At 61.4% G+C, this 24423-nt stretch carries 20 protein-coding genes; 16 read left to right on the plus strand and 4 right to left on the minus strand.

Annotated features, from left to right (window positions below; genetic code table 11):
- Nucleotides 1-17: 17 nt before the first annotated feature.
- From SOP95_RS01975 to SOP95_RS02035, 13 genes are all read left to right on the plus strand, one after another.
- Nucleotides 18-965 (plus strand): SphA family protein, encoded by a 948-nt coding sequence (locus SOP95_RS01975; protein WP_323605770.1) that lies wholly within the window; start codon nt 18-20, stop codon nt 963-965.
- A gap of 8 nt (nt 966-973) precedes the next feature.
- The gene (locus SOP95_RS01980; protein WP_274076951.1) at nt 974-1954 is read left to right on the plus strand and encodes an AAA family ATPase; all 981 of its coding nucleotides are present in this window, start codon (nt 974-976) and stop codon (nt 1952-1954) included.
- Nucleotides 1951-2886 carry a DUF58 domain-containing protein gene (locus tag SOP95_RS01985; protein ID WP_323605772.1) on the plus strand — a complete coding sequence of 312 codons (936 nt, stop codon included), beginning with the start codon at nt 1951-1953 and terminating at the stop codon, nt 2884-2886. The genes SOP95_RS01980 and SOP95_RS01985 overlap by 4 nt, the downstream gene beginning before the upstream one ends.
- The gene (locus tag SOP95_RS01990) at nt 2883-3458 is read left to right on the plus strand and encodes a DUF4381 domain-containing protein (RefSeq protein ID WP_323605773.1); all 576 of its coding nucleotides are present in this window, start codon (nt 2883-2885) and stop codon (nt 3456-3458) included. The genes SOP95_RS01985 and SOP95_RS01990 overlap by 4 nt, the downstream gene beginning before the upstream one ends.
- Nucleotides 3445-4437 carry a vWA domain-containing protein gene (locus tag SOP95_RS01995; protein WP_323605774.1) on the plus strand — a complete coding sequence of 331 codons (993 nt, stop codon included), beginning with the start codon at nt 3445-3447 and terminating at the stop codon, nt 4435-4437. The genes SOP95_RS01990 and SOP95_RS01995 overlap by 14 nt, the downstream gene beginning before the upstream one ends.
- A gap of 1 nt (nt 4438) precedes the next feature.
- Nucleotides 4439-6019 carry a VWA domain-containing protein gene (locus SOP95_RS02000; RefSeq protein ID WP_323605776.1) on the plus strand — a complete coding sequence of 527 codons (1581 nt, stop codon included), beginning with the start codon at nt 4439-4441 and terminating at the stop codon, nt 6017-6019.
- Nucleotides 6016-7398: a hypothetical protein gene (locus SOP95_RS02005; protein WP_323605778.1), complete on the plus strand. Its 1383-nt coding sequence runs from the start codon at nt 6016-6018 to the stop codon at nt 7396-7398. The genes SOP95_RS02000 and SOP95_RS02005 overlap by 4 nt, the downstream gene beginning before the upstream one ends.
- Nucleotides 7395-8423 carry an HAD family hydrolase gene (locus tag SOP95_RS02010; protein WP_323605780.1) on the plus strand — a complete coding sequence of 343 codons (1029 nt, stop codon included), beginning with the start codon at nt 7395-7397 and terminating at the stop codon, nt 8421-8423. Before SOP95_RS02005 ends, SOP95_RS02010 begins: the two co-directional genes overlap by 4 nt.
- A 75-nt stretch (nt 8424-8498) precedes the next feature.
- Nucleotides 8499-10079, plus strand: coding sequence for an arylsulfatase (locus tag SOP95_RS02015; protein WP_274076958.1), 1581 nt, complete (start codon nt 8499-8501; stop codon nt 10077-10079).
- 184 nt (nt 10080-10263) lie between these two features.
- Entirely contained in the window at nt 10264-12777 is a 2514-nt protein-coding gene (locus SOP95_RS02020) for a fused MFS/spermidine synthase (RefSeq protein ID WP_323605782.1), read from the plus strand.
- A 187-nt stretch (nt 12778-12964) separates the two neighbouring features.
- Nucleotides 12965-15337, plus strand: coding sequence for a tetratricopeptide repeat protein (locus tag SOP95_RS02025; protein ID WP_323605784.1), 2373 nt, complete (start codon nt 12965-12967; stop codon nt 15335-15337).
- 414 nt (nt 15338-15751) lie between these two features.
- Nucleotides 15752-17179 carry a cytochrome-c oxidase, cbb3-type subunit I gene (gene ccoN, locus SOP95_RS02030; RefSeq protein WP_323605785.1) on the plus strand — a complete coding sequence of 476 codons (1428 nt, stop codon included), beginning with the start codon at nt 15752-15754 and terminating at the stop codon, nt 17177-17179.
- Nucleotides 17179-17400, plus strand: coding sequence for a cbb3-type cytochrome c oxidase subunit 3 (locus SOP95_RS02035; RefSeq protein ID WP_274076962.1), 222 nt, complete (start codon nt 17179-17181; stop codon nt 17398-17400). The genes ccoN and SOP95_RS02035 overlap by 1 nt, the downstream gene beginning before the upstream one ends.
- Nucleotides 17401-17494: 94 nt before the next feature.
- Here SOP95_RS02035 and SOP95_RS02040 read toward each other — a convergent pair whose 3' ends face one another.
- Nucleotides 17495-17989, minus strand: coding sequence for a hypothetical protein (locus SOP95_RS02040; RefSeq protein ID WP_274076963.1), 495 nt, complete (start codon nt 17987-17989; stop codon nt 17495-17497).
- A 109-nt stretch (nt 17990-18098) separates the two neighbouring features.
- Nucleotides 18099-18620, minus strand: a complete 522-nt coding sequence (locus tag SOP95_RS02045) for a GNAT family N-acetyltransferase (RefSeq protein WP_323605788.1) — start codon at nt 18618-18620, stop codon at nt 18099-18101.
- Between the two features lie 301 nt (nt 18621-18921).
- Here SOP95_RS02045 and SOP95_RS02050 point away from each other — a divergent pair, with 301 nt between their 5' ends.
- Together SOP95_RS02050 and SOP95_RS02055 are read left to right on the plus strand one after the other, a co-directional pair.
- The gene (locus SOP95_RS02050) at nt 18922-20895 is read left to right on the plus strand and encodes an S-type pyocin domain-containing protein (protein WP_323605791.1); all 1974 of its coding nucleotides are present in this window, start codon (nt 18922-18924) and stop codon (nt 20893-20895) included.
- The gene (locus SOP95_RS02055) at nt 20892-21149 is read left to right on the plus strand and encodes a bacteriocin immunity protein (protein ID WP_274076966.1); all 258 of its coding nucleotides are present in this window, start codon (nt 20892-20894) and stop codon (nt 21147-21149) included. Before SOP95_RS02050 ends, SOP95_RS02055 begins: the two co-directional genes overlap by 4 nt.
- A gap of 60 nt (nt 21150-21209) precedes the next feature.
- Here the strand turns inward: SOP95_RS02055 and SOP95_RS02060 are convergent, their stop codons facing one another.
- Together SOP95_RS02060 and SOP95_RS02065 are read right to left on the minus strand one after the other, a co-directional pair.
- Nucleotides 21210-22190, minus strand: coding sequence for a LysR family transcriptional regulator (locus SOP95_RS02060; RefSeq protein WP_323605794.1), 981 nt, complete (start codon nt 22188-22190; stop codon nt 21210-21212).
- 73 nt (nt 22191-22263) lie between these two features.
- Nucleotides 22264-22704 (minus strand): carboxymuconolactone decarboxylase family protein, encoded by a 441-nt coding sequence (locus tag SOP95_RS02065; RefSeq protein ID WP_323605796.1) that lies wholly within the window; start codon nt 22702-22704, stop codon nt 22264-22266.
- A gap of 205 nt (nt 22705-22909) precedes the next feature.
- Here SOP95_RS02065 and pdxR point away from each other — a divergent pair, with 205 nt between their 5' ends.
- Nucleotides 22910-24343, plus strand: coding sequence for a MocR-like pyridoxine biosynthesis transcription factor PdxR (gene pdxR / locus SOP95_RS02070; RefSeq protein ID WP_274076969.1), 1434 nt, complete (start codon nt 22910-22912; stop codon nt 24341-24343).
- Nucleotides 24344-24423 lie beyond the last annotated feature (80 nt).

Consider the following 24423-nt stretch of genomic DNA (forward strand, 5'->3'; position numbering starts at 1 on the left):
AGTAAGCGGAGCAAGTCATGATCAAGCCTTACGTAGTGCGCTCGTTGTTAGCGCTGTGCCTGGTCGGCAGTAGTCCGCTGGTGCTCGCAGTCGAGGGTGGCGTTGGCCGGCCAATCACCGGGCAACAAGTGTTTTCCAATGCCGGGATCGTGCCGCCGGAACCGGGCTGGGTGATGTCCCTGACCAGCATCTGGTACGACGGTGATCTCAAGGGCAACTCGCAGATACCGATAGGCGGCGCAATCAGTACCGACCTGGACATGAAGGTGTCCTACACCATGGCCAACTTCACCCATGTCTGGGACACCGGCAAGGGTCGCTGGAACTACGCCTCGGCCATCGGCGTGCCGGTGCAGTACACCGACGTTACCGCGAGCATCACCGGCCCCCGTGGCCGCACCCTGGGCACAGAGGACACGGCCACCCAGTTCGCCGACATGCTGGTAACGCCGATCGCCGCCGGTTATCACTTCGACGAGGTCAACCACATCTCGTTCTCGCTGCCGATCTACGTGCCCACAGGCGCCTACGACGTCGATCGCCTGGCCAACGCCGGGCAGAACACCTACACCTTCATGCCCACCGTGGCCTTCACCCATCTCGACGGCAAGAGCGGCGAGTTCACCCTGTCCAGTGGGCTGGAGTTCTATACCGAGAACGACGAGACGGACTACCAGAACGGCGATCTCTTCACCCTGGACTTGCTGTGGACCCACGGTTTCGGCAATGGCTGGGCGGCCGGCATGGCGGCCGGTTACATCCAGCAGATCAACGACGACTCCGGGTCGGGCGCCAGCAGTGGCTTTCGCGGGCGTTCGGTCGGTGCCGGCCCGGTGATTGGCTGGACCGGCAAGTTCGCCGATGCCCAGGCCAACTTCAGCCTGCGCTGGGTGCCGGAGTTCGACACCAAGAACCGCCCTGAAGGCAACGGCGTCGCCGCCAACATGACCCTGGCGTTTTTCTAGGAGCAGACATGAGCGCACTCAACGACCTTAACGCCCTGCAAGCGAGCATCGCCGAAGCGGTGCTCGGCCAGGACCAGGTGATCCGGCAGATTCTCGTCGGCCTGCTGGCCAACGGGCACCTGCTGCTGGAAAGCCTGCCGGGGCTGGCCAAGACCCGCACGGTGAAGGCGCTGGCCAAACACCTGGACGCGAAGATGAGTCGCATCCAGTTCACCCCGGACCTGCTGCCGTCGGACATTACCGGCGCCGAGGTGCTGCACCAGGTCGAGGGCAAGAACGAGATCCGCTTCCAGCCGGGGCCGCTGTTCGGCAACCTGATCCTGGCCGACGAAATCAACCGCGCCCCGGCCAAGGTCCAGGCCGCGCTGCTCGAAGCCATGGAAGAACGGCAGATCACCGTGGCCGGCAACAGCCATGCGCTGCCGGAACTGTTCATCGTCGTCGCAACGCAAAACCCCATTGAACAGGAAGGCACCTACCCGCTGCCTGAAGCGCAGATGGACCGCTTCCTGATGAAGGTGCTGCTGGATTACCCGAGCGCGGAAAACGAGAGCCAGGTGCTGCGCCTGCTGCGCGAGGAAGAAGTGGCGTTGGGTGCCAAGACTGCGCCGGTACAAGGCTTCGAGCTGTCCCAGGACGTGATCTTCGCCGCGCGCCGGGAAGTCAGTGCGGTGCATGTGTCCCCCGCCATCGACCGCTACCTGATCGACATCATCAATGCCACCCGCCACCCGGCCGATTACGACGCCGACCTCGGGCGCTGGATCAACATCGGTGCCAGCCCGCGCGGCGGAATCGGCCTGGATCGCTGCGCCCGCGCCGATGCCTGGCTGCAAGGCCAGGACTTCGTCTCGCCGGACAACGTGCGCGCCGTGGTGCACCCGGTGCTGCGCCATCGCCTGCAACTGAGCTACGACGCGGTGGCTGACGGCGTAACGGCCGATCAGGTGCTCGACCGTCTGCTCGACAAAGTCGCGATTGCGGCATGAATGTCGACGGTCTGGTCTATGTCTCTCTGGCGCAATTGATGGCGCTGGAGTTCAAGGCCCGTGACCTGAGTTTTGCTGCCTGCCAACCTCAAGGCAGCATCCTGGCCGGCAACCATGCGTCGCGCCTGCGTGGCCGTGGCCTGAATTTCGATGAATTGCGCCGCTATCAGCCGGGGGACGATTTGCGTCATCTGGACTGGCGGGCGTCGCTGCGCACCGGCAAACCGGTGGTGCGCACCTTTACCGAAGAACGGGACCGCCCGGCGTTGATCGTCGTCGACCAGCGCATGTCGATGTTTTTCGGCTCGCAACGCAGCTTCAAATCCGCCGTCGCCGCCGAACTCGGCGCACTGGCGGCGTGGATGGTGTTCAACGCGGGGGATCGGGTCGGCGGGCTGGTGTTCAACGATCAGCGCATCGACAGCATCGCGCCCCTGCGCAGCCGCAAGCGCATCGAAGCCTTGTGCAGCCGCATCGCCCAGCAGAATCAGGAACTCAACGCGGCCAATGCCGACGCCGAAGGCGAAGACCAGTTGGACAAGGTTTTGCAGCAGTGCCTGGCGCTGGCCGGGCATGATCATCTGATCTGCATCGTCAGCGACTTTGCCGGCGCGGGCGAGCGCACCTTGCAGTTGATGCGGCAGCTGGCGGCGCACAACGATGTGATCGCCATGCAGGTCTACGATCCGCTGGCGCTGAACCTGCCCAGGAACGGCCGCCTGCTGATCACCCAGGGCCAGTTGCAGGTTGAACTGGCGGTGGAGCGTCGCCAGGTGCACCAACCGTTGGGTGATTTCCTCAGCGGTCGACTCAAGGACGTGGCCACGCTGCTGCGACGCAGCCAGGTGCCGTTGATGATGTTCAGCACCGCCACCGAAGCTCACGAACAACTGCGCGCCGAGCTGGGCAAACGAGCGGGAGCACGGCGGTGAACCCGAATGTGCCGAGCATCGAGCAACTCAAGGAGATCGCCCTGCCCGCGCCGGTCAGTTACGCGCCGCAGACCTGGGGTTGGTGGGTGCTGCTGGCGGTGTTGGTGGTGGCGGTTGTGCTGCTGAGTGCGCGGCGTTACTGGCAATGGCGGCGAGATCGTTATCGCCGTGAGGCCCTGGTGCGCTTGGCGCAGCTGCAAAAGCGCAGTGACGATCTGAATGCGTTGCGCGAGCTTCCAGAATTGCTCAAACGCACCGCCATCTCCATGCCGAACACATCCCCTGTAGGAGCTGGCTTGCCAGCGAAGGGGGCCTTGAGGCGTGCAGTGTTCTGGCGGCCGCCTTCGCTGGCAAGCCAGCTCCTACAGGGTCCCGGTGCGCTTGGGAATGCGGAATGGCAGGCCTTCCTGCAACGGCACAGTAAAGCCCCCCTGCCCGCCGACTTCAGCCAACAGCTTGCACAACTGGCCTACTCACCCGATGCCGTGTTACGCGCCATGCCCAACGAGCAGCGCCAGCAACTGTTCAACACCTGCAAACACTGGGTGGAGCATCACCATGTGGCAGCTTGATTACCCCTGGCTGTTACTGCTTTTGCCCTTGCCATGGCTGGGCTATCACTTCTTGCCCGATTACCGTGAGGCGCGCAGCGCGGTGCGTGTGCCTTTTTTCGCCGCCATGAGCCGTGCGGTCGGCCAGGCGCCGAGCCAGGCCGGTACGCGCACCAATCACTGGCAATTGCTGCTGAACCTGTTGGTGTGGGTGCTGTTGCTGCTGGCGGCATCGCGACCGGTGTACGTGGAACAACCCATCGAGCGCCAGCAACCGGTGCGCGACCTGATGCTGGCCATCGACATTTCCCAGTCCATGGAAACCACCGATTTCACCGACGCCAACGGCCAGCAGATCAATCGCCTGGCCGCGGTCAAGGAAGTGGTGCATGGCTTTATCGACAAACGCAAAGAGGATCGCCTGGGCCTGATCGTGTTCGGCAGCGGCGCGTACCCGCAAGCGCCCTTGACCCTCGATCACGCCAGCCTGTCGCTGTTGCTGGACGACACCGGCATCGGCATGGCCGGCCCCAACACGGCGATCGGCGATGCCATTGGCCTGAGCCTGAAACTGCTCGATCAGGCTCATGAGCAGGAAAAAGTGCTGATTTTGCTCACCGACGGCAACGACACCAGCAGCGCCATCACCCCGGATCACGCAGCCGAAATGGCCGCGGCCAAAGGCGTGGTGATCCACACCATCGGCATTGGCGACCCCGAGGCTTCCGGTGAAGCCAAGGTCAACTTGCAGGGATTGCAGCAAATCGCCACGGCCACCGGTGGCAAGTTCTTCCGTGCCGAAGACCGCAACGCCCTGGATCAGGTCTACAGCACCCTCGACCAGCTCACCCCGCATCAGGTGAAAACCCTCAGCCATCAACCCAAACGAGATCTGTTCTGGTGGCCGCTCGGGGCGGCGATTGCCCTGCTCGCGCTCTATCACGTGATCGCCATGCTATCTCCTCGATTGTCCATCGCACGCCAGCGGCAGGAGGCCTGAGATGGAGATCAACCTCAGCGACTTCCACTTCCTGCGCCCACTCTGGCTGTTGCTGCTGCCTTTTGCCGCGTTGTTGCCACTGCTCTGGCGCCGCAGCCGCGACTTGCAGCGGCGTTTGCGCGGCAACATCGCCGAACACCTGCTGCCGCACTTGCTGATTACCCCGCAGGATCAACAATGGCTACGCCCGGTGCACCTGGTCTGCGCACTGTTGATGATCGGTGCGGTTGCCGCCGCCGGGCCGACCTGGGAACAGGATCGCCCGGACTTCCTGGAGAACCGGGCGCCATTGATCATCGCCGTTGACTTGTCGCCGTCCATGGATGCAACCGACGTGCAACCGAGTCGCCTGGAAGCGGCCAAGCATAAGCTGCATGACCTGATCCAGCGTCGCGCCGGTGCGCGTAATGCGCTGATCGCCTACGCCGGTAGCGCGCATCTGGTGTTGCCGCCGACGGACGATCCGGCCCTGCTCGACACCTTCATCCAGGCGCTGGGCACCGAACTGATCGGCAAACCGGGGAAAAACGTCGGCGCGGTGATCGAGCAGGCCAAGCGCCTGCTGGCAGCGGAAAAAACTCCAGGCACCTTGTTGCTGATCACCGACGGCGCCGACACCTTGGCACTGGCCGGCCTGGACAAACAACTGGCAGACAGCGCGCTGCAAGTGCTGATCCTCGCGGTCGGCAGCCAAGACGGCGGGATCATCCGCGATGCCAACGGCCAGCCGCGCACCGACAGCAATGGTCGCCCGGCGCTGGGCAGTTTCGATCAGGCCGCCCTCAAGCAACTGGCGTCAGCCCTGGATGCGCCGCTGGGCAGTCTGACACTCAATGACGACGACCTGGATTGGGTCGACCTGCACGCCCAGCAGCACTTCCAGTCGGCCAGCGATGAACAGCGCGAGCTGCACTGGAAGGATGCCGGTTACTGGTTGTGCTGGCCGCTGCTATTGCTGGCGTTTTTCAGTGTGCGCAAGGGCTGGAGCCTGAACTGGATGGCGGGTCTTTTATTGGCCATCGGTATCGGCTATCAACCGGCACCGGCACAAGCCAATGCGCTGACCGATGCGTTTTTCACCCCGGACCAGCAAGGTCGCTGGGCCTTCGAGCACGAACACTTCCCCCAGGCCGCCGCGCATTTCGTCGACCCGTACTGGAAAGGCATCGCCGCCTACAACGCCGCCGATTTCGACCTGGCCCTGGCCAGTTTCGCGCGCCTGGAAACGCCCCAGGCGTATTTCTACCTGGGCAACATCTACGTGCGCCGCTTCAAGTTCGACCAGGCCATCGCGGCCTACAACCAGGCGCTGAAGTTGCAGCCGCAGTTCCCCGAAGCCACGGCCAACCTGGCCCTGGCCATCGCCCTGCAGAAAGACACCGAAGACGCGGAGAAAAACGCCCCTGAGGTCAAACCCGACGAAATCAAGATGGACAAGGCACCGGGCAAGGGCCAGAGCAAACAGGTGCAGACCGAACAGGCGGCGTCGGATGCCCAGTGGTTGCAGAACCTGACGACATCGCCGGCGAAGTTCCTGAAACAAAAGTTCAGTTTGCAGGATCAGGTGGGAGGCAGGCCATGATCAGTCTGAGAGACCGTTTCGCCCCGCCCAACTGTAGGAGCTGGCTTGCCAGCGATGGCGCCCGTCCAGTCATCACAAAACTCAGCGCCCTGCTCCTTTGCCTGATCAGCACCACCACCCTCGCCGCCGAACCCGACCTGCGCGTCCAGGCCACCCTGCAACCCGCCGACACCGCCATGGTCGGCAGCCTCGTCGAATTGCGCCTGGACGTACTCACCGACACCTGGTTCACCAGCGCCCCCACCATGCCCGACCTCAAATTGCCCGGCGCACTGGTGATGCCGTCCGATGGCCACGCCGAGCACCTGAACCAGACGCTCGACGGCAAATCCTTCAACGGCATGCGCTACACCTACCTGATCACGCCAAACCTGGCCCAGGCCTTCGACATCCCACCGCTGACAGTGCGGGTCACCCCGGGCCAGGCCACCAGCGAGCTCAGCGCGCAAAGCCAAGCACTGCACTTCACCGCGACGCGACCGCCAGGTTTCCAGCCCGGCGAGCCGGTGCTGGTTGCGCAAGGGCTGCGGTTCAGCCAGAAGATCGTTGATTCGTCCTCGCCGCCCAAAGTTGGCGACAGCCTCACCCGAGAGCTTACGCTTCAGGCTGACGGTGCCCTGGCCATGTCGCTGCCGACACCTTCACTGGGCGATGTCAGCGGTCTGAGTCGATACCCGAAAACCCCGCAAATCAGCAATCTGGACGACGGGCGCGGCAACTTCACCGGCGGCCAGCGCATCGACAGCGTGACCTACCGCATCGACAAACAAGGCCAATACAACCTGCCGGCCATCGAGCTGAAATGGTTTGACGCCAGCAGCCAGCAGACCCGCATCGCCCAGGTCCCGGCCGTAAGCATCGACGCCGCCGCCAACAGCGCTTACAAGCCCGTGTTCTCGATTACCGAAGACCTGAAAAAACTCGGTCAGGGCAATCGCCTGCACCTCTCGGGTGTTGCCCTGAGCCTGCTGGCGTTGCTGTCGGGCGTGATTTTGCTCGCCTGGTTTGCCCGCCCGTATGTGCACCGCGCGCACCTCGCCTGGCAGGCCCGCCGCCGTGCCCGCCACGCGGCGTGGCTGCAATCGCCCGACTACGCCTGGCGCCAGATCCCGGCGCAACTGGATGGCCAACCGCCACAACTGGGCGCCCTGTACCTGTGGACCCGCCGCAGCCGCAACGGCCTGAAGCTGACCGGCTTCGGCCCGCGCCTGCAAGCCTTCCTGCGTGCGTGCTACGGCCGCCAGCCGACCAAGGATCAGGCGCTGCACCAACTCAAGGAATCCTTGACTACGCTGCATAGTCTGGCCGAACACAACCACGAATCAGTCGCTACCGCACTGCGACCACTCAACCCCGTTCACGAGAAGGATGTCCCATGATGAGCTCCGTATCGCTGCGCCAACTGCACGGTTTCCGGTTTCTATTGACCCTTGCCCTGAGCCTGCCATTGCTGGTGCAGGCCGCTGAGCCGCTACCTTCCTGGAATGATGGTCCGTCGAAAAAGAACATCATCGAATTCGTGCAAGCGGTGACCGATCAGGGCAGCAAGGACTTCGTCAAACCCGAGGACCGTATCGCCGTGTTCGATAACGACGGCACCCTGTGGAGCGAGCAGCCGATGTACTTCGAGTTTCTGTTCGCCCTGGAAGAGGTCAAGCGCACCGCAGCGCAGCACCCGGAGTGGAAAACCACCCAGCCGTTCCAGGCCGTGCTGGAAAACGATCACAAGGCCCTCGCCGCCAGCGGCCTCGACGGCATGATGAAAATCTTCGGTGCGACCCACACCGGCATGACCACCGAAGCCTTCGACGACTACGCCAAGACCTGGCTGACCCAGGCCCGCCATCCGAAAACCGGCAAGCCCTACACCGAGATGATCTTCCAGCCGATGCTGGAAATGCTCGACTACCTGCGCAGCCAGAACTTCAAGACCTACATCGTTTCCGGTGGCGACACCGCGTTCATGCGCGCCTTCGCCGAAAAGGTCTACGGCATCCCGCCCGAGCAGGTGATCGGCACCACATTCGTCACCACTTTTGACTACAAGGATGGCCAGGCATCGATCCTGCGCACTCCGAAACTGGCGCACAACGATGACGGGCCGGGCAAACCGGTGAGCATCGACGCCGTGATCGGCCGTCGACCGATTCTCGCCTTCGGCAACTCCGACGGCGACCTGCAGATGCTGCAGTGGACCGCGGCCGGGTCGGGCAAACGATTCATGGGGCTGGTGCACCACACCGACGCCAAACGCGAATGGGCTTATGACCGCCAATCGCAGATCGGTCGGCTGGACAAGGCGCTGGACGAAGCAAACAAACGTGGCTGGACCGTCGTCGACATGGCCGCCGAATGGCGCCGGATCTATCCGTTCGATGCCGCCACAACCGGGCAAGTGCAATAAGAAAGCGTAACGCAGGACTGCAATAAACGTTTGTCGTATTCAAGCGACGCCAATGAGCAAAAAGGAGCAAGTCTTATGACTCGCATACGCAAGTGGCTACCCAAACTCGCCCTGGTCGCGACGTCGGTGATGGCAATCTCGGCAACGGCCGGGGCTGCCGATAAACCCAACATTTTGGTGATTTTTGGCGACGACATCGGCCAGACCAACATCAGTGCCTATTCCATGGGCGTGGTCGGCTACAAGACGCCGAACATCGACCGCATCGCCAAGGAAGGCATGATGTTCACTGACTATTACGCGGAGAACAGTTGCACGGCAGGACGTTCGTCGTTCATCACCGGGCAGACGCCTCTGCGTACCGGCTTATCCAAAGTCGGCGTACCGGGTGCACCGGTCGGCCTGCAAAAGCGTGACATCACCATTGCCCAGGCGCTGAAATCCCAGGGCTATGCGACCGGTCAGTTCGGCAAGAACCACTTGGGCGACAAGGATGAATACCTGCCGACCAACCACGGTTTCGACGAGTTCTTCGGCAACCTCTACCACCTCAACGCCGAAGAAGAACCCGAGCGTCCGTACTGGCCCAAGGACGACCCCGAGTTCGTCAAGGCCGTGTCACCCCGGGGCGTGATCCACAGCTTCGCCGACGGCAAGATCGAAGACACCGGTGCGCTGACCACCAAGCGCATGGAAACCATCGACGACGAAACCACGGCGGCGGCGCAAGCGTTCATCGAGAAACAGGCCAAGGCCGACAAGCCGTTCTTCGTCTGGATGAACACCACCCGCATGCACTTGTTCACCCACGTACGCGAGTCGATGAAAGGCCAGAGCGGCATGCCCGGCAACGACTATGCGGACGGCATGCTCGAACATGACGGCGACGTCGGCAAGCTGCTGAAAACCCTCGATGACCTGAAAATCACCGACAACACCATCGTCGTCTACACCACTGACAACGGCCCGAACCAGTTCTCCTGGCCGGACGCCGCGACCACGCCGTTCCGCAACGAGAAGAACTCCAACTGGGAAGGCGCCTACCGGGTTCCAGCCATGATTCGCTGGCCAGGCAAAATCAAACCGGGTGAAGTGTCCAACGAGATGTTCTCGGGCCTGGACTGGTTCCCGACCTTGCTGGCTGCCGTGGGTGAGCCTGACGTAAAAAACAAACTGCTCAAAGGCTGGGCACCGACTTCGGGCGGTAACAACTTCAAGGTGCACCTGGACGGTTACAACCAGCTGCCTTACCTGACCGGCCAACAGCCTAAAAGCGAGCGCAAGGAGTTCTACTACTTCAACGACGACGGCGTGCTGGTGTCGATGCGCTTCGATAACTGGAAGGCGGTATTCTGCGAGCAGCGCGCACCTGGCGGCTTCAAAGTCTGGAGCGAACCGTTCGTATGCCTGCGCGTACCGAAAATCTTCAACCTGCGGATGGACCCGTACGAAAGGGCCGACATCGTTTCCGACCAATACTACGATTGGACCACCAAGAACGTTTACCTGACTGAAATGGCAGTCATGAAGTCGGCTGCGTTCCTGCAAACGTTCATCGATTACCCACCAAGCCAGAAACCGGCCAGCTTCAGCGTTGACCAGATCCGTGCTGCGGTAGATGCGAAAATTGCTGAAAAAATGAAAGCTGCACAGTAAGACCGCTTGACCGCCGCTCGCCTTCACCGGCGGGCGGCCTTATTTTCGACTTGGGACCGCATCGGCCCCTTCGCGAGCAAGCCCGCTCCCACAGGGGGCCGCGTTCCAAATGTGGGAGCGGGCTTGCTCGCGAAGGGGACGGCACAGTCACAGGTGTTCTTGAACCGGAACAAGGCAATCCGCAATGTCCTCACGTGTCGCCAGCAAGTCGTCGGCCATACCCGCCCCCCACGTCGCCTCCCCGGCGCTGTTGATCCCCGCCCTGCTGCTGTTCGTCTCCGGCGCCGCGGCGCTGGTGTACCAGGTGCTGTGGATCAAGCAGCTGTCGCTGGTGGTGGGCGTCGAGGTGTACGCCATCACCACCGGGATCAGCGCATTTTTCGCTGGCTTGGCCCTGGGTGGATTGCTGTTCGGCCGCTGGGCGGACCGCCTGCAGCAACCGGTGCTGCTGTACGCCGGGCTGGAAGTGCTGGTGGCGGTGCTGGGTGTCGGCGCGACCTTCGCCATGAGCGTCGCGGCCAGCCCTTTCGCCTGGCTGGAACAACACATCGGCCTGCTGGCCTGGGTGCTGCCGTTTGTGCTGGTGGGCGTTCCGGCGCTGCTGATGGGCGGTACGTTGCCGGTACTGGTTCGCTCCCTGGCCAGCGACCCGCAGCAGTTGGGCAAGGCCGGCGGCCACCTGTACGCGGCCAACACCGCCGGCGCCATCGCCGGCACGCTGCTCGCTGCGTTCGTGCTGATCGCCACCCTCGGCGTGCGCGGCAGTGCCCTGGCCGCCGCGATGCTCAACCTGCTGGCGGCCGCGGGCGCCCTGTGGTTCCAGCGCCATCGTTCGCCCGCCGTTGAGGCACCGGTCAAGCACCACGCCAACAAGGCGCCGGATCGCCTGGCCCTGTGGCTGTACTCGATTGCCGGTGGGGTGGCCCTGGGTTACGAAGTGGTCTGGTCGCAATCCATCGTGCAGTTCATGAGTACCCGCACCTACGCGTTTGCCGTGGTGTTGGCGACCTACCTCACCGGGCTGTTCCTGGGCAGCGCCCTGCTCGCCCGCCGGGTCGATCGCCTGCGCGATCCCTGGGGGGTGTTCGGCCTGCTGATCGCCGGTGCCGGCTTGATCGCCTTGCTGGAAATTGCCCTGCTGGGACGCTGGCTGGTGCTCGCGCAAAGCGTGGCCGAAGCCTGGGTGTTGTCATGGGGTGCCAGTGAATTGCTGGGCATGAGCGTACGCTTTGCGGTGGCCGCATTGAGCATCGTGTTCGTGCCGACCGTGCTGCTCGGCGCGGCGTTTCCCGTGGCCCTGCGCTTGAGCGTCGGGCGCGAGCATGTCGGGCGTAATGTCGGTGAGGTGGTAGCGTTCAATACCCTGGGCGGCATCGTCGGGGTGATGCTCTGCGGTTTTGTGCTGATCCCGCTGCTAGGGCTGGTACGAACCTTGGGATTGCTGGCGATCATCGCCGCCGGAATCGGCTACTTCGCGGTGCGCAAGGGTCATGGCGTGAAGAAAGGCCGGCGCCAGGGTGTGATCGCGGTCGGCCTGGTCTCGCTGGCGCTGGCGCTGCTGACTCCGGTGGACAAACTGGCCAGCCTGCTGCCCGGTGCGCGCAACGGTACCCTGGCGTTCTACGAGGAAGGACGCGGCGGCACCGTGGCCGTGGTCACCCAGGGCAAGGGCCAGCGGGCGTTCCAGCGTTTGTACATCCAGGGCGTGTCCAATACCGGCGATGCCATGCCTTCGCTGCGCTACATGCGGATTCAGGCGCTGTTGCCTCTGTTGATCCACAACGGCGAACCGCGTTCGGCGCTGGTGATCGGTTTCGGTACGGGCATCACGGCGGGTGCCCTCACCCGCTATCCGGGCCTGGAACACCGGGTGGTCGCCGAGCTGCTGCCTTCGGTGGTCAAGGCGGCGCCCTTGTTCAAGGGCAACTTCAATGCGGCTGCCGACCCGGGTGTCGACGTGCGCCTGCGCGACGGTCGCCAGGAACTGCTGCGCAACCCGCAGCCCTACGACCTGATCACCCTGGAACCGCCACCGCCCTCCGCTGCCGGCGTGGTCAACCTGTATTCCCGGGACTTCTATCAACTGGCCGCCAGTCGCCTGCAGAAACAGGGCCTCGTCGCCCAGTGGCTGCCGTTGCCGACGCAGAACATCGACGACTCGCGCTCGCTGGTACGCAGCTTTCTGGATGTCTTCCCCTACGCCACGCTGTGGACCAGCGAGTTCCACGAGATGCTGCTGGTGGGCTCGATGGAGCCGATCGAGCTGGATGCGGCGAAAATCAACCAGCGCTTCCAGCAGGACAACGTACGCAGCACCTTGCAGGACGTCGGTATCGGCTCGGCCGCCGCGCTACTCGCGACCTGGGTGACCGATCGCACCGGCCTGGAGCGCTTCGCCGCTGACGCCCCCGCGGTGACGGACGATCAGCCGCGCATCGAATACGCGCCGTGGGTGCGAGCCAAGGAAATCGGCCGGGTGCTTCCGGCGCTGCTGGATCTGCACGTTGCGCCGCCGCTGGTGAATGCCGATGCCGGGTTCAATGAGCGCATGAATGCTCATCGGCAACGCCTGATGCAGTTTTATCGGGCAAGCCTGCATGCCTATGACGGCGATCGGGATGCCTGGGCCAGGGATGTGCGCGAGGTGATGCGCGGGGATGGCGGGAATCCGTATTTCCGCTGGTTTGTCGGGGAATGACAGATCGCTATCGCGAGCAAGCCCGCTCCCACATTGGAATGCGTTCCCCTGTGGGAGCGGGCTTGCTCGCGAAGGAGCCACCCGCTTCACCACAACCATCATTTGACACACGCCGCCCTTCCGGCAAAGCTCCCTCGAGCCTCAACGCGCGCCTGACGGCAAACGCACCTGGACTACGGAAGTCGTAATGCCGACACATAAAAATAACGCAGCAAAGCCAAACCCTGATTCGCAACCGAACCTGATCAATCGTTACCTGTTCCCCGTCACCATCGGCATCCTGCTGCTGGCGGTCGCGGGCATCGGCTGGTTCCTGTTCAGCAGCCAACCGGCCCCCGTGCCCCCTGCGCCGGCTAGCGCGCCTGTCGCTCAACCCGCCAAGTCGCAACCGCAACCGCAAACTGTCGCGGTAGCGCCGGCGAAAATGGTCGACGAACAACAATGCCAGGGCTGCCACAGCGCCCAGGTCAAGGACTGGCAAGGTTCCCATCACCAATTGGCGATGCAGGAAGCCAACGCCGAGACCATGCTCGGCGACTTCAACAACGTCACTTTCAAAGCCGAAAACGAAACCACCCGGTTCTCGCGCAAGGACGACGGATTCTGGGTCAACACCCCCGGCATCGATGGCAAGAACACCGATTTCAAGGTCGCCTACACCTTCGGCATCGCGCCGTTGCAGCAGTACCTGATCGAAGTCGGCGAAGGTCGCTTGCAAGCCCTGGGCATCGCCTGGGATACCGAGAAACATCGCTGGTTTCATCTCTATCCGGGCCAGGGCGTGACCTTCAAGGACCCGCTGCACTGGAGCAAACCCAGCCAGAACGCCAACTTCATGTGCGTCGAGTGCCACACCACCGGTTACAAGCGCAATTTCGATGCCGCGAAAAACACCTTCGACGGCCAGTGGAACAGCCTCGGCGTCGGCTGCCAGGCCTGCCACGGTCCGGCTTCCAATCACCTGGAATGGACGGCGAAAAAGACCGACCTGATCCACGCAGGGTTCGCCGTCGACCTCAAGGACAAGAACGCCACCGTCGAAATCGAAACCTGCGCCCGCTGTCACTCGCGCCGCGCGCCGCTGGGCGATGGCTTCACCGTCGGCAAGCGCCTGATGGATGATTACCTGCCAAGCGCCCTGACCCGCGAGCTGTACGCCCTGGACGGCAAGATCAAGGACGAAGTGTTCGAGCACGGCTCCTTCGCCCAGAGCAAAATGTTCGACAAGGGGGTGCGTTGCAGCAACTGCCACAACCCCCACAGCAGCGAACTCAAGGCACCGGGTAACGGCGTCTGCCTGCAATGCCACAACACCGCCGGCAAGACACCGGTGGCAACCGTCGACGGCAAAGGCCTGCAAGCCAAGAACTACGACTCCATCGAACATACCCGCCACACCATGGGCCAGCCGGGTTCGCAGTGCGTGGATTGCCATATGCCCGGCAAGTTCTACATGGGCAATGACTTTCGGCATGACCACAGTTTCAGCATCCCCAACCCCGAGCGCGCGAAAAAACTCGGCACGCCGGACGCCTGCCTGACCTGCCACCAGGGCAAGGCCAGCGACAAGGTCACCGAGCAGTTCAAGCTCTGGAACACGGCCAACGCCAGCGCCTTGCAAGCCCCACGCTACGACGAAAGCCTGTGGCTGATTCGCAACGGCCAGCCCGGAGCCGCGCAAGCCTTGTACGAGCAACTGCAACGCAGCAACCTGCCGGCGATCCAACGGGCGACGCTGTTGACGGAGTTGCCGCTGTACCCCAGTGAGCAGGCGCTGAAACTGGCGACCAAGGACCTGGCCAACCCGGCACCGCAAGTGCGCGAAAGCGCCATCCGTGCCATTAGCGCATTCCTGCCGCCGCCAGAGCGTGCGCCACTGTTGACGCCCCTGCTGAGCGACCCGGTGAAGGCCGTGCGCATCGCGGCGGCCCGCGACTTGCTCAGCGTCGCCCGCAATGGCTTGGGCAGCGCCCAGGGCAACTGGGAGTCTGCCATCGGCGAATACGAAGCCGTGCAAAAGAGCCTGGCCGAACGCGCCGAAGCCAACCTCAACCTGGCCATGCTGTATCAGGCCAGCGGCCGCAGCGGCGAGGTCGAAGGCTTGTTGCGCACATCACTGCAGCGCGACCCGGACTTCTACCCGGCGCTGGTGACCCTGGTGCAGTGGCTGGAGGCCAATGGTCGCAGCCAGGAAGCCCAGGCGCTGATGGCGCAAAGCCTGAAGGAACACCCGGATGCGGCACTGCTGCAACACACCCAGGGCTTGTCACTGGTGCGCGCCGGCAAAGCCGAACAGGCCATGCCGTTCCTGCGCAAGGCCGCACAACTGGAGCCGCAGAGTGCGCAGTACGGCTACGTGCTGGCCGTGGCCCTGCATGACAGCGGCAAGGTCGATGCGGCGTGTGAGGAGCTGGAACGGCTGTTGAAAGTGCAGCCTGCCAACCGTAATGCCCGGCTGTCGTTGATCCAGTACTACCTGGATAACGGCCAGGAACCCAAGGCCCAGGTGTTGTTGCAGGGCTGGAAGAAAATGAACATGGGAGATCCGGCGCTGAAGTGATTGGTGGCTGATCCCAAGGCCCCTTCGCGAGCAAGCCCGCTCCCACATTGGATCTGTTCGGGTCACAGATTTTGTGAACTCTGAAGATCAAATGTGGGAGCGGGCTTGCTCGCGAAAACGTCAGCCCTGCCAATGAACAACTTGACTCACCGCCGCCACTTCACGACGCGGCAGAACCGTGGCGCTCTCGGTTTTTTTCGCGAGCAAGCTCGCTCCTGCAGAGGCATATGACTATTAACCGATGCTAATCTTCGTAACAGATTCAGCCATATGTGAAAAAACCATATCAGAGAAATACCCCGCGCATTCACGTCATGCTGGTTCTGATCCGCATAAATGAAATATTCCTGAGCCTGTTTTGTTTTCGCCACGGTTTCTACAGTGCATGGCATTGCAACCGTGGAAGCATTGATCATGAGCACAACAACTATCGGACAGGCTTATAACTACAAGGTGGTCCGCCAATTCATCGTGGCCACCGTGGTCTGGGGCGTCGTGGGGATGGCGATGGGCGTGTGGATCGCCTCGCAACTGGTGTGGCCGCAGATGAACCTGGACTTGCCCTGGACCACATTCGGGCGCTTGCGTCCGTTGCACACCAGCCTGGTGATTTTCGGTTTCGCCGGCAGCGCGCAATTCGCCGCCAGCTATTACGCCGTGCAGCGTACCTGCCAGGTGCGGCTGTTCTCGGACAAACTCGCCGCCTTCACGTTCTGGGGCTGGCAATCGGTGATTGTGGTGATGCTCATCACCTTGCCGCTGGGCTACACCACCACCAAGGAATACGCCGAGATCGAATTCTCCGGCGCGGTGTGGATGACCCTGGTCTGGGTCGCCTACGCCATCGTGTTCTTCACCACTGTGGTGCAGCGCAAGACCCGGCACATCTACGTCGGCAACTGGTTCTTCGGCGCGTTCATCGTGGTGATTGCGATGCTGCACGTGGTCAATCACCTGTCGATCCCGGTGGACTGGTTCAAGTCCTACCCGGTGTATTCGGGGGCCACCGACGCCATGGTCCAGTGGTGGTACGGGCACAACGCCGTAGGCTTTTTCCTCACCACCGGCTTCCTCGGGATGATGTATTACTTCGTGCCCAAGCAAGTGGGCCGGCCGGTGTATTCGTATCGTCTGTCGATCGTGCATTTCTGGGCGCTGATCACCCTGTACATCTGGGCCGGCCCTCACCATCTGCACTACACCGCGCTGCCGGACTGGGCGCAGTCGCTGGGCATGGCCATGTCGCTGATCCTGCTGGCACCCAGCTGGGGCGGGATGATCAACGGCATGATGACCCTCTCGGGGGCCTGGCATAAGTTGCGCAACGACCCGATCCTGCGTTTCCTGGTGCTGTCCCTGGCCTTCTACGGCATGTCGACCTTCGAAGGGCCGATGATGGCGATCAAGACGGTCAACGCCCTCTCCCACTACACCGACTGGACCATCGGCCACGTGCACGCCGGTGCCCTCGGCTGGGTGGCGATGATCACCTTCGGCGCGACCTACCACATGGTGCCGAAAGTCTTCGGCCGCGCGCAGATGTTCAGCACACCGCTGATCAACCTGCACTTCTGGCTGGCGACCATCGGCACCGTGCTGTACATCGCCTCGATGTGGGTCAACGGCATCACCCAGGGCCTGATGTGGCGCGCGATCAACGACGACGGCACGCTGACCTATTCCTTCGTCGAGGCCTTGCAGGCCAGCCACCCGGGGTTCGTGGTGCGTTTTGCCGGGGGTGTGCTGTTCCTCACCGGCATGCTGGTGATGGCATACAACCTGTGGCGCACGGTGCGGGTGGCCGGCGTGGCGTTGGCTGAACGTGAGGCGCAGATAGCCTGATGGCCGAGATCCTGTTGAATATCCTGGGGGTAGTGTTTGGGTGGGTCGCCATCGAATACTGCCTGCGCCATCAGACGGCTGAAAGCCTGGACGATGCCAGTTTGATTCCGTTTGCCGATGATCCGGAGGTTGCGCGGCGGGTGGAAGCCGCGACGGGCAAGACCATCAATGCGGTGGCGCCGCAAGAGCCTCGAAAGGGTTGGGGTAATCTGGAGGTTTGAGGTGAAGCTGAGGACGCCATCGCTGGCAAGCCAGCTCCTATAGGGACTGTACAACCCGTGTGGGAGCTGGCTAGCCAGCCATCGCGGTCTTGGATCAACCGCGTTCGCGGGGAATCAGGCTCTGCAACTGCTGGGCGAGGAAATTCCCGTCGAAGGCAAAGGTATCGGGGTCTTTCAAGCCATTGGTCTTGCGCCACTGCCAGCTCGTGGACGGCGGCAGGCACACCAGCGATACGCTGCCATAACGCGCCGCGGTAAACCCCATCACCGCCAGTGAAATCTGACCGCCGACACCCATCACGTCGGGCACGAACTCCACCGGTTTGCCGGCGATCAGGATGCTCAGCTTTTCAGTCTTGAAGGTGGAGCTCTCCACCGGCACGCTCGGCCCCGACGCGACATACGCCTCGCGGCTGACCTCCAGCAAATGGGGCGCCTTGACCGGCTCCAGCCATTGCTGGATCTGGTCGAACAGCTCACCAATGCGCGCCGCCCACTCGCTCGATTGCGTCTCGAACAGCTGCTTCTTGTGCGCTTCGCTTTCTGCGTAGTGGCGAAGCATCTCACCCAGTTGCTGTACATCGTCCATTGCGGTGTTCCTATGGTTGGAGCAGTGCTGCGGACATTGAGCATGGCAGATGCGCGCCACCGACGTACGACTAAACGTACGAGCGGTGGCGTTTACCCCTGGCGAGCGATCAATCGGCTCCGGGCATGCGGCGCAGGCGCGCCATGCTCAAGGTATCGACGAAGGCACCGTCACGCACCGCATAGTCGCGAAACAGGCCTTCGTTTTCGAAACCGAACTTGCGGTACAGGCCGATGGCGGCTTCGTTGTCGGCATACACGCTCAGCTCGACCCGCCGCAGGTTCATCCAGTTGTCCGCGATATCCAGCGCCGCCGCCAACAGTGTCGAACCCACGCCCTTGCCCTGCCACGCAGGGGCTACGCCCATGCCAAAGTTGCCGACATGGCTGCGACGGATACGGGAAAATTGTTCCAGGGTGATGCTGCCGATAACCGTCCCTTGGTGCACGGCCACCAGTTGAAAGACACGCTCGTTGTCCGTCGCCAGGCGTCTGTGCCAGGTTTCGGAGGACGGAAACGGCATTTGCAGCGTTTGACGAGCGACGAGCGGTTCGCGGTAAAGCTCGGTGATGCCTTCAACGTGGGAATCGTTGAGGCGTTCGAGGGTGATGACAGCGTCGGTGGCGGTCATGGGTGATTCATCCTTGAGACAGTCATGGCCAGTTACTCTATACCGCTTTGCACTGGGCGGGAATATAAGAAGAGTACGCCAATTAGCAGTGTTGTAGCGGCAAAAAATCCGTGGTGGTATTCGTAGATTCATTTTTAAAACAAACAACCTTTGCTTATTGCGAATCTCCTCAAGAGACCAGAGCTCGTTACAAATGTATTAATTTACTACTTGCACGAGTACCAGACAGCTGGATACTGAACCGTGCACCCACGTTATATTTTGCTTTATTGTTTTGATACCCCCTAACCAAGGAAAGGTTATGTTCAAACAATTAGATATTGGCCCCATTGTCATTACTCCCGATACAGAACAGGATTATTCAATCGATGGGTTTGGCGGTGGATATGGACCTCCACCCGTACCTGGATGGACAGCAAGTGTCCATGGAGAAATTATAAGAAGAACTGACAAACTACTCTTTGAGGGAAGCCAGGCAGCAAAAAATGAATATGAGGCAAGCGCAAACTCAACGATCCAAAAAAGTGTGGCGGAGCTTTCCGCAATTGCCGCTGAGGCGGCCATCAAGGATTCAACACCCAGTGGAAAACTGGCATTACAAATAACAGCAATCAAGGCGCTTATTGCGCACAAGGCAAGAGATTACCAAGCCCAACTGGCTGTCGCCCAATCGTACGACGGAGCGGATCCGACGACTGGATTCAGGATGCGCCCTGGAAATTGGCCACCCATCGAATACTACATATTCGCGCAGGACTGGATTAAATCCTACAAGGCGGCATTGAGCGCTCGCCTATTGAATTCGGAAGCGAAAATCCTCAATGACCGTCTAACCGATATCGTTGCCGAATTGATGGCCGTTGAAGAGGCAGAACGGGCACGTCTCATTGCTGAGGCCGAAGCTCAGCGCCTGGCGGCCGAAGCGGCGGAACAGGCTCGTCTCGTTGCTGAGGCCGAAGCACAGCGCCTGGCGGCCGAAGCAGCGGAACAGGCTCGACTCGCTGCTGAAGCAGAGGCGCAAAGACTCGCTGCCGAAGCTGCTGAACAGGCGCGAATTGCCGCACTGGCGGAAGCCAAGCGCATCGCTGAAGAACAAGCGCGGATTGCCGCTGAGGCAGAGGCTCAGCGGTTGGCAGCAGAACAGGCCCGTCAGCTAGAGGAGGCTATCCGTAGCGCCAATACGTTCCATGCATCTGGGCCACTTTCATCCACAGGCCCGGTTGTATTGACTTCGGCGGGAAACATAGCGGCCATAGAGACGGCACTTACCCTGCAGGCGGCCATCCGTTCCGCCATTGCTGCGTTGACCAGTTTTGTGGCCAGCACCGCTGCGGGTCTATTTGTTGGCGTTTCTGCATTGATCTATTCGCCCAAGCTGGCGAATGGGGAACTGCCCGGGCGTTACGCATTGAGTATTCCCCTCGCAGATCTGGCGCCTGATCAAGGGCAAGATCTGTCAGCAATTGCCGCCGCTGGTGGTAGCGTTGTTTTGCCCGTTCGTATCAGTTCGAAATCAACGGCGGAGGATCTGTCAGAAGTATTTGTCGCCTTGACCGATGGCGTGAGCGTTCCGGCAAACGTGCGGGTCGTGACTGCTACTTTTAACTCTGAGCAGAATGTCTACAGCGTCCAGACTACAGACACGCCACCGAGAACCTTGACGTGGACTCCCATCGTCAATCCAGGAAACAGCTCAACCACTTCGCCTGCTGAGTTGCCTGCTCCACCGGTTTACACTGGTGCATCGGTTACGCCTGTTGAGGGGAGGATTGACACCTTTCCAGCGGTTGCGGAAGCTGGCTTTGATGACTTCATCACCGTATTCCCGGCAGACTCGGGTCTACCACCGATTTATGTTGTGTTCAGGGATCCGCGGGAGGATGCAGGGGTTGCAACGGGTACTGGGCAAAACGTGTCGGGTGTGTGGTTAGAAACATCGTCGCAAGGTGAAGGAGTGCCAATTCCGACGCACATTGCCGATCAGTTGAGAGGTAGAGAATTCAGGAACTTCAGATCGTTTCGAGAACAGCTTTGGAAAACGGTGGCAAATGACCCGGAGCTAACGAAACAATTCCGGAGCAACAACATTTTCGAGATGAAGAGCGGTCGCGCACCGTTCGTTAAAAAAGGAGATAGAGTCGGAGGGCAAGTCAAATTTGAGCTTCATCATGTAACATACCTATCGAAAGAAGGAAAGGTTTTCGACGTCGATAACATTCGCATAGTCACTCCGAAGCTACACGGCCAGATACATAATGAGAAGAAATCAATATGAGCATTAGAAAATTTGAAGAGCACACAGAAGCAGAGTTTCTGCTGTTTGTTAAAATGATCTGTGAATCGACCTACAAAACGGAAAAAGAACAAGTGGCCGCGGTTTTGGAGTTCGAAGCTATCGCAGAGCATCCAGATGGGTCTGACTTGATTTACTACGCCGCATCCGATGAAGAATCCACCCCGGAAGCTATTGTGGCTAAAGTAAAAGAATGGCGAGCCGCCAATGGCAAACCTGGCTTCAAAACGTCCTAGTCAAAACCTGCCAAGCCCAGTCCCCAGGAAAAATCCCGGCGACTGGGTTATTCGCCTTGTCTAACCTTCGAACCACTCCCGCCGCTCTTCGAAGGTATTCTGGATCAACTCGACAATCGTCTGCACCTGCACCTCACCCAGGGACTCGGCATTCACCGCCATCCACACCTGGCGCTGCATCGGCTGGCCGAACAACCCCGGCAAACCGATCAAGCCACGATCAAAGTGACTCATGTAGCCGGGCAACAGGCCGATGCAGGCGCTGCAACGGACCATCTCCAGCATCAATTCGTAGGAATGCGACTGCACGACCCCGGCCAGGCGCTGGTCGACCAGGTCGTTCCATGGCCGAAAACTGTCGATCTGCCGATCGTGCTGCCATTGCACCAGCATGAAGTCGGCGAGGTCATCGAGGCCTTCCGGCCGCGCGGCGACCCGGGAATAACGCTTGGCGATGTGCGGCACGTAGTCGAGTCGCGCCAGGCAGCGCGGTTCGCTGACGGCGAAACTCGGTCCCGGCATCGGCGAATCGGGCCCCGCCAGCCACACCACGACATCGGCACTGACGGCCTGCAGGGACAATTCGCTGTCGAGGCTGATGATGTCCAGGCGCGCACTGGCATTGCGTCGCAGCAAAGCCACCAGGTCGCGGCCGAGGATGTCGTGCAGGATGGTCTCGGCGACGGCCAGGCGCACCCGGGGTTGTTCGATCACCGGCAAGTCGCGTTCGTGCGCCAGCGCGGTCAGCTGCCTGTGCAGTTGCAGGCCGTCACGGCTGAGCACCAGGCCGTTCTCCGAAGCGCTGAACAGCGAACACTGCAACTGCCTTTCAAGCTGCGTCAATTGCTGGCGCAACCGGGTCGCCTTGATGTTGAGGCGGCGAGCCGCCTGCATGAAGCAGCCGCAGCGGGCGGTGACGCTGAAGCACTGCGCCAGCAGCGGATCGATCTGCGCCGCACGGGTGCGCCAGGACGTGGATTTATCGAAGGCTGCGCGATATTGCGCTACAGGCAGCGAACTGCGGGTTTCCATGAATGACATCGATGACTCCCTGTCGGTCTTTCACCGGGAGCTCCATCTTGCACATCGTGCATGAAAGACGTGTGACAGGCGCTCAGGCGCTGGGTGTCTGGCGAAAACTCACGGCCAGTCGATTCCAGCTGTTGATGGTGGTGACGGCAATGGTCAAATCGACCAGTTCAGCTTCGCTGAATTGCGCCCGGGCCTGCTCGTAGACTTCATCCGGCACATGGTTCTGCGACAGCAGCGTCACCGCCTCGGTCCAGGCCAGGGCCGCGCGCTCGCGCGGATTGAAGAAGTTGCTGTCGCGCCAGACCACAATCGAATACAGGCGGCGATCGGTCTCGCCCATGCGCCGGGCGTCCACCGAGTGCATGTCGGTGCAGAACGCACAGCCGTTGAGCTGCGAGGCACGGATCTTGACCAGGTGCAGCAGCGCCATCTCGATGCTCAGGCTACTGGTCAGGGCTTCCATGGCGATCATCGCTTTCATTGCCTTGGGCGAGGCGCTGTAGTAATCCAGGCGGGGCTTCATGGCGCGATCTCAGGTAGCGACGATGTGCCCCCAAGGTAGTCGTTGATAACGCGGCGTTACAGATCCAATTGGGCGAATTTTCCGTGGACCACCGGGCTGCAGACCAATTGGCGGTTTTTCCTGCACGCAACTTATGTATAAACACAAGTTGCGGTTAATCTGGCGCGATGCACACGCGCCTCAACAGCCCAGGAGCCTTGCCGGTATGGAACTACACGTCGTCATTAACGGCCGCAAGGACCTGGCGGGCCAGTTGTACAAGCAACTGCGCAGCGCTATCGAATCAGGCCGCCTGGCAGCCGGTTCGCAACTGCCGCCAAGCCGGCTGCTGGCCGAGCAACTGGGCATTTCACGCAAGACCATTTCCGATACCTATGCCCAGCTGACCTATGAAAACTTCCTCACCGGGGTGATCGGCAAAGGCACCTACGTCAACGCCCGGGCCACGAAAGTCGAGCGCAAGCAGAGCCCTGACGAGCTCGCCGGCTTTGAGGTGATCGAGTCCTGGCGCAAACTTCCGGTATTTCTGCGCCACCCGACGCTGGAAGGCTCGCTGCGTTACGACTTCATTGGCGGCGCCACCAGCAAGGGCCAGTTCCCCCAGGACGACTGGCGCCGCTGCACGTCCCATGCGTTGCGCCAGATTGCCGGGTCCAAGGGTTTCTACAGTCTGCCTGAAGGCCTGCCGGCCCTGCGTAATGCCATCGCGCAACACATCGCCTTTTCTCGCGGGGTCAATTGCCGGGATGAGGACGTGGTGGTGTGCAACGGTGCGCAACAGGCGCTGGACCTGATTTCCCGGGTGCTGACCCGCCCTGGCAGCATCGTGGCCATGGAAGACCCCGGTTATCCACCGGCGCGCCTGCTGTTCGGCACCCACGGCGCCACGGTGATGGGCGTACCGGTGGACGCCGAAGGCATTGTGGTGGAGCAAATCCCCCGCGGAACGCGGCTGATCTACGTCACCCCGTCCCACCAGTTCCCCTTGGGCATGCCCATGAGCCAGGAGCGGCGAATCGCCTTGCTGGCCAAGGCCCATGAACTGGGCGCGATCATCATCGAGGACGACTACGACAGCGAATTCCGCTACGAAGGCCGCCCCACGGACTCGCTGCAAAGCATGGATGAACGCGGGATCGTCGCCTATGTCGGGACCTTCTCGAAAACCCTGCTGCCGGAGCTGCGCCTGGGGTACGCGATCCTGCCGCCGGCGATTCTCGAGGCGGTGGTGCGCGCCAAACAGCTCACCGACCTGCACACCTCCACCCTGCCCCAATGGGCACTGGCAAAATTCATCGCCGAAGGCTGCCTGCTCAAGCACATTCGTCGCTGCCACACGATCTACGCGGGCCGGCGCGAACGGATCCTGGCGCGCATGGCCGGCGATCTCTCACCCTGGCTCGAGGCGGTGCCGACCACGGCGGGTTTTCACATGGTGGTGCTGTGCAAGGTGCCAGTGGATGTGGCACTGGTGATCGAGCTGGCGAAAAAAGTTGAAGTCGGGCTCTATGCCATCGACAGCTTTTTCTATCAGCAAGCGCCCCAGGCCGGGTTTTTCCTCGGTTTCGGCGCTATCGAGACCCTGGACATTGACATCGCCCTGGATCGTTTTCGGGACATTTTGCAGCAGGTTGCCTGACGGATTGGTCTGCGGCTTTATTAAGCGATTGGCTATTGGTGGTCCGGAGGTGCAGGCCTATCCTGCATAGGCGTTATCCC

This window comes from Pseudomonas sp. YuFO8 (assembly GCF_035065025.1).
GTDB lineage: Bacteria > Pseudomonadota > Gammaproteobacteria > Pseudomonadales > Pseudomonadaceae > Aquipseudomonas > Aquipseudomonas putida_AE.

Excerpts from the sequence above, each read along its gene's own strand:
- SOP95_RS01975 (WP_323605770.1), top strand. The coding sequence starts at position 18 with ATGATCAAGCCTTACGTAGTGCGCTCGTTGTTAGCGCTGTGCCTGGTC.
- SOP95_RS01980 (WP_274076951.1), top strand. The coding sequence starts at position 974 with ATGAGCGCACTCAACGACCTTAACGCCCTGCAAGCGAGCATCGCCGAA.
- SOP95_RS01985 (WP_323605772.1), top strand. The coding sequence starts at position 1,951 with ATGAATGTCGACGGTCTGGTCTATGTCTCTCTGGCGCAATTGATGGCG.
- SOP95_RS01995 (WP_323605774.1), top strand. The coding sequence starts at position 3,445 with ATGTGGCAGCTTGATTACCCCTGGCTGTTACTGCTTTTGCCCTTGCCA.
- SOP95_RS02000 (WP_323605776.1), top strand. The coding sequence starts at position 4,439 with ATGGAGATCAACCTCAGCGACTTCCACTTCCTGCGCCCACTCTGGCTG.
- SOP95_RS02005 (WP_323605778.1), top strand. The coding sequence starts at position 6,016 with ATGATCAGTCTGAGAGACCGTTTCGCCCCGCCCAACTGTAGGAGCTGG.
- SOP95_RS02010 (WP_323605780.1), top strand. The coding sequence starts at position 7,395 with ATGATGAGCTCCGTATCGCTGCGCCAACTGCACGGTTTCCGGTTTCTA.
- SOP95_RS02015 (WP_274076958.1), top strand. The coding sequence starts at position 8,499 with ATGACTCGCATACGCAAGTGGCTACCCAAACTCGCCCTGGTCGCGACG.
- SOP95_RS02020 (WP_323605782.1), top strand. The coding sequence starts at position 10,264 with ATGTCCTCACGTGTCGCCAGCAAGTCGTCGGCCATACCCGCCCCCCAC.
- SOP95_RS02025 (WP_323605784.1), top strand. The coding sequence starts at position 12,965 with ATGCCGACACATAAAAATAACGCAGCAAAGCCAAACCCTGATTCGCAA.
- ccoN (WP_323605785.1), top strand. The coding sequence starts at position 15,752 with ATGAGCACAACAACTATCGGACAGGCTTATAACTACAAGGTGGTCCGC.
- SOP95_RS02035 (WP_274076962.1), top strand. The coding sequence starts at position 17,179 with ATGGCCGAGATCCTGTTGAATATCCTGGGGGTAGTGTTTGGGTGGGTC.
- SOP95_RS02040 (WP_274076963.1), bottom strand. The coding sequence starts at position 17,989 with ATGGACGATGTACAGCAACTGGGTGAGATGCTTCGCCACTACGCAGAA.
- SOP95_RS02045 (WP_323605788.1), bottom strand. The coding sequence starts at position 18,620 with ATGACCGCCACCGACGCTGTCATCACCCTCGAACGCCTCAACGATTCC.
- SOP95_RS02050 (WP_323605791.1), top strand. The coding sequence starts at position 18,922 with ATGTTCAAACAATTAGATATTGGCCCCATTGTCATTACTCCCGATACA.
- SOP95_RS02055 (WP_274076966.1), top strand. The coding sequence starts at position 20,892 with ATGAGCATTAGAAAATTTGAAGAGCACACAGAAGCAGAGTTTCTGCTG.
- SOP95_RS02060 (WP_323605794.1), bottom strand. The coding sequence starts at position 22,190 with ATGTCATTCATGGAAACCCGCAGTTCGCTGCCTGTAGCGCAATATCGC.
- SOP95_RS02065 (WP_323605796.1), bottom strand. The coding sequence starts at position 22,704 with ATGAAGCCCCGCCTGGATTACTACAGCGCCTCGCCCAAGGCAATGAAA.
- pdxR (WP_274076969.1), top strand. The coding sequence starts at position 22,910 with ATGGAACTACACGTCGTCATTAACGGCCGCAAGGACCTGGCGGGCCAG.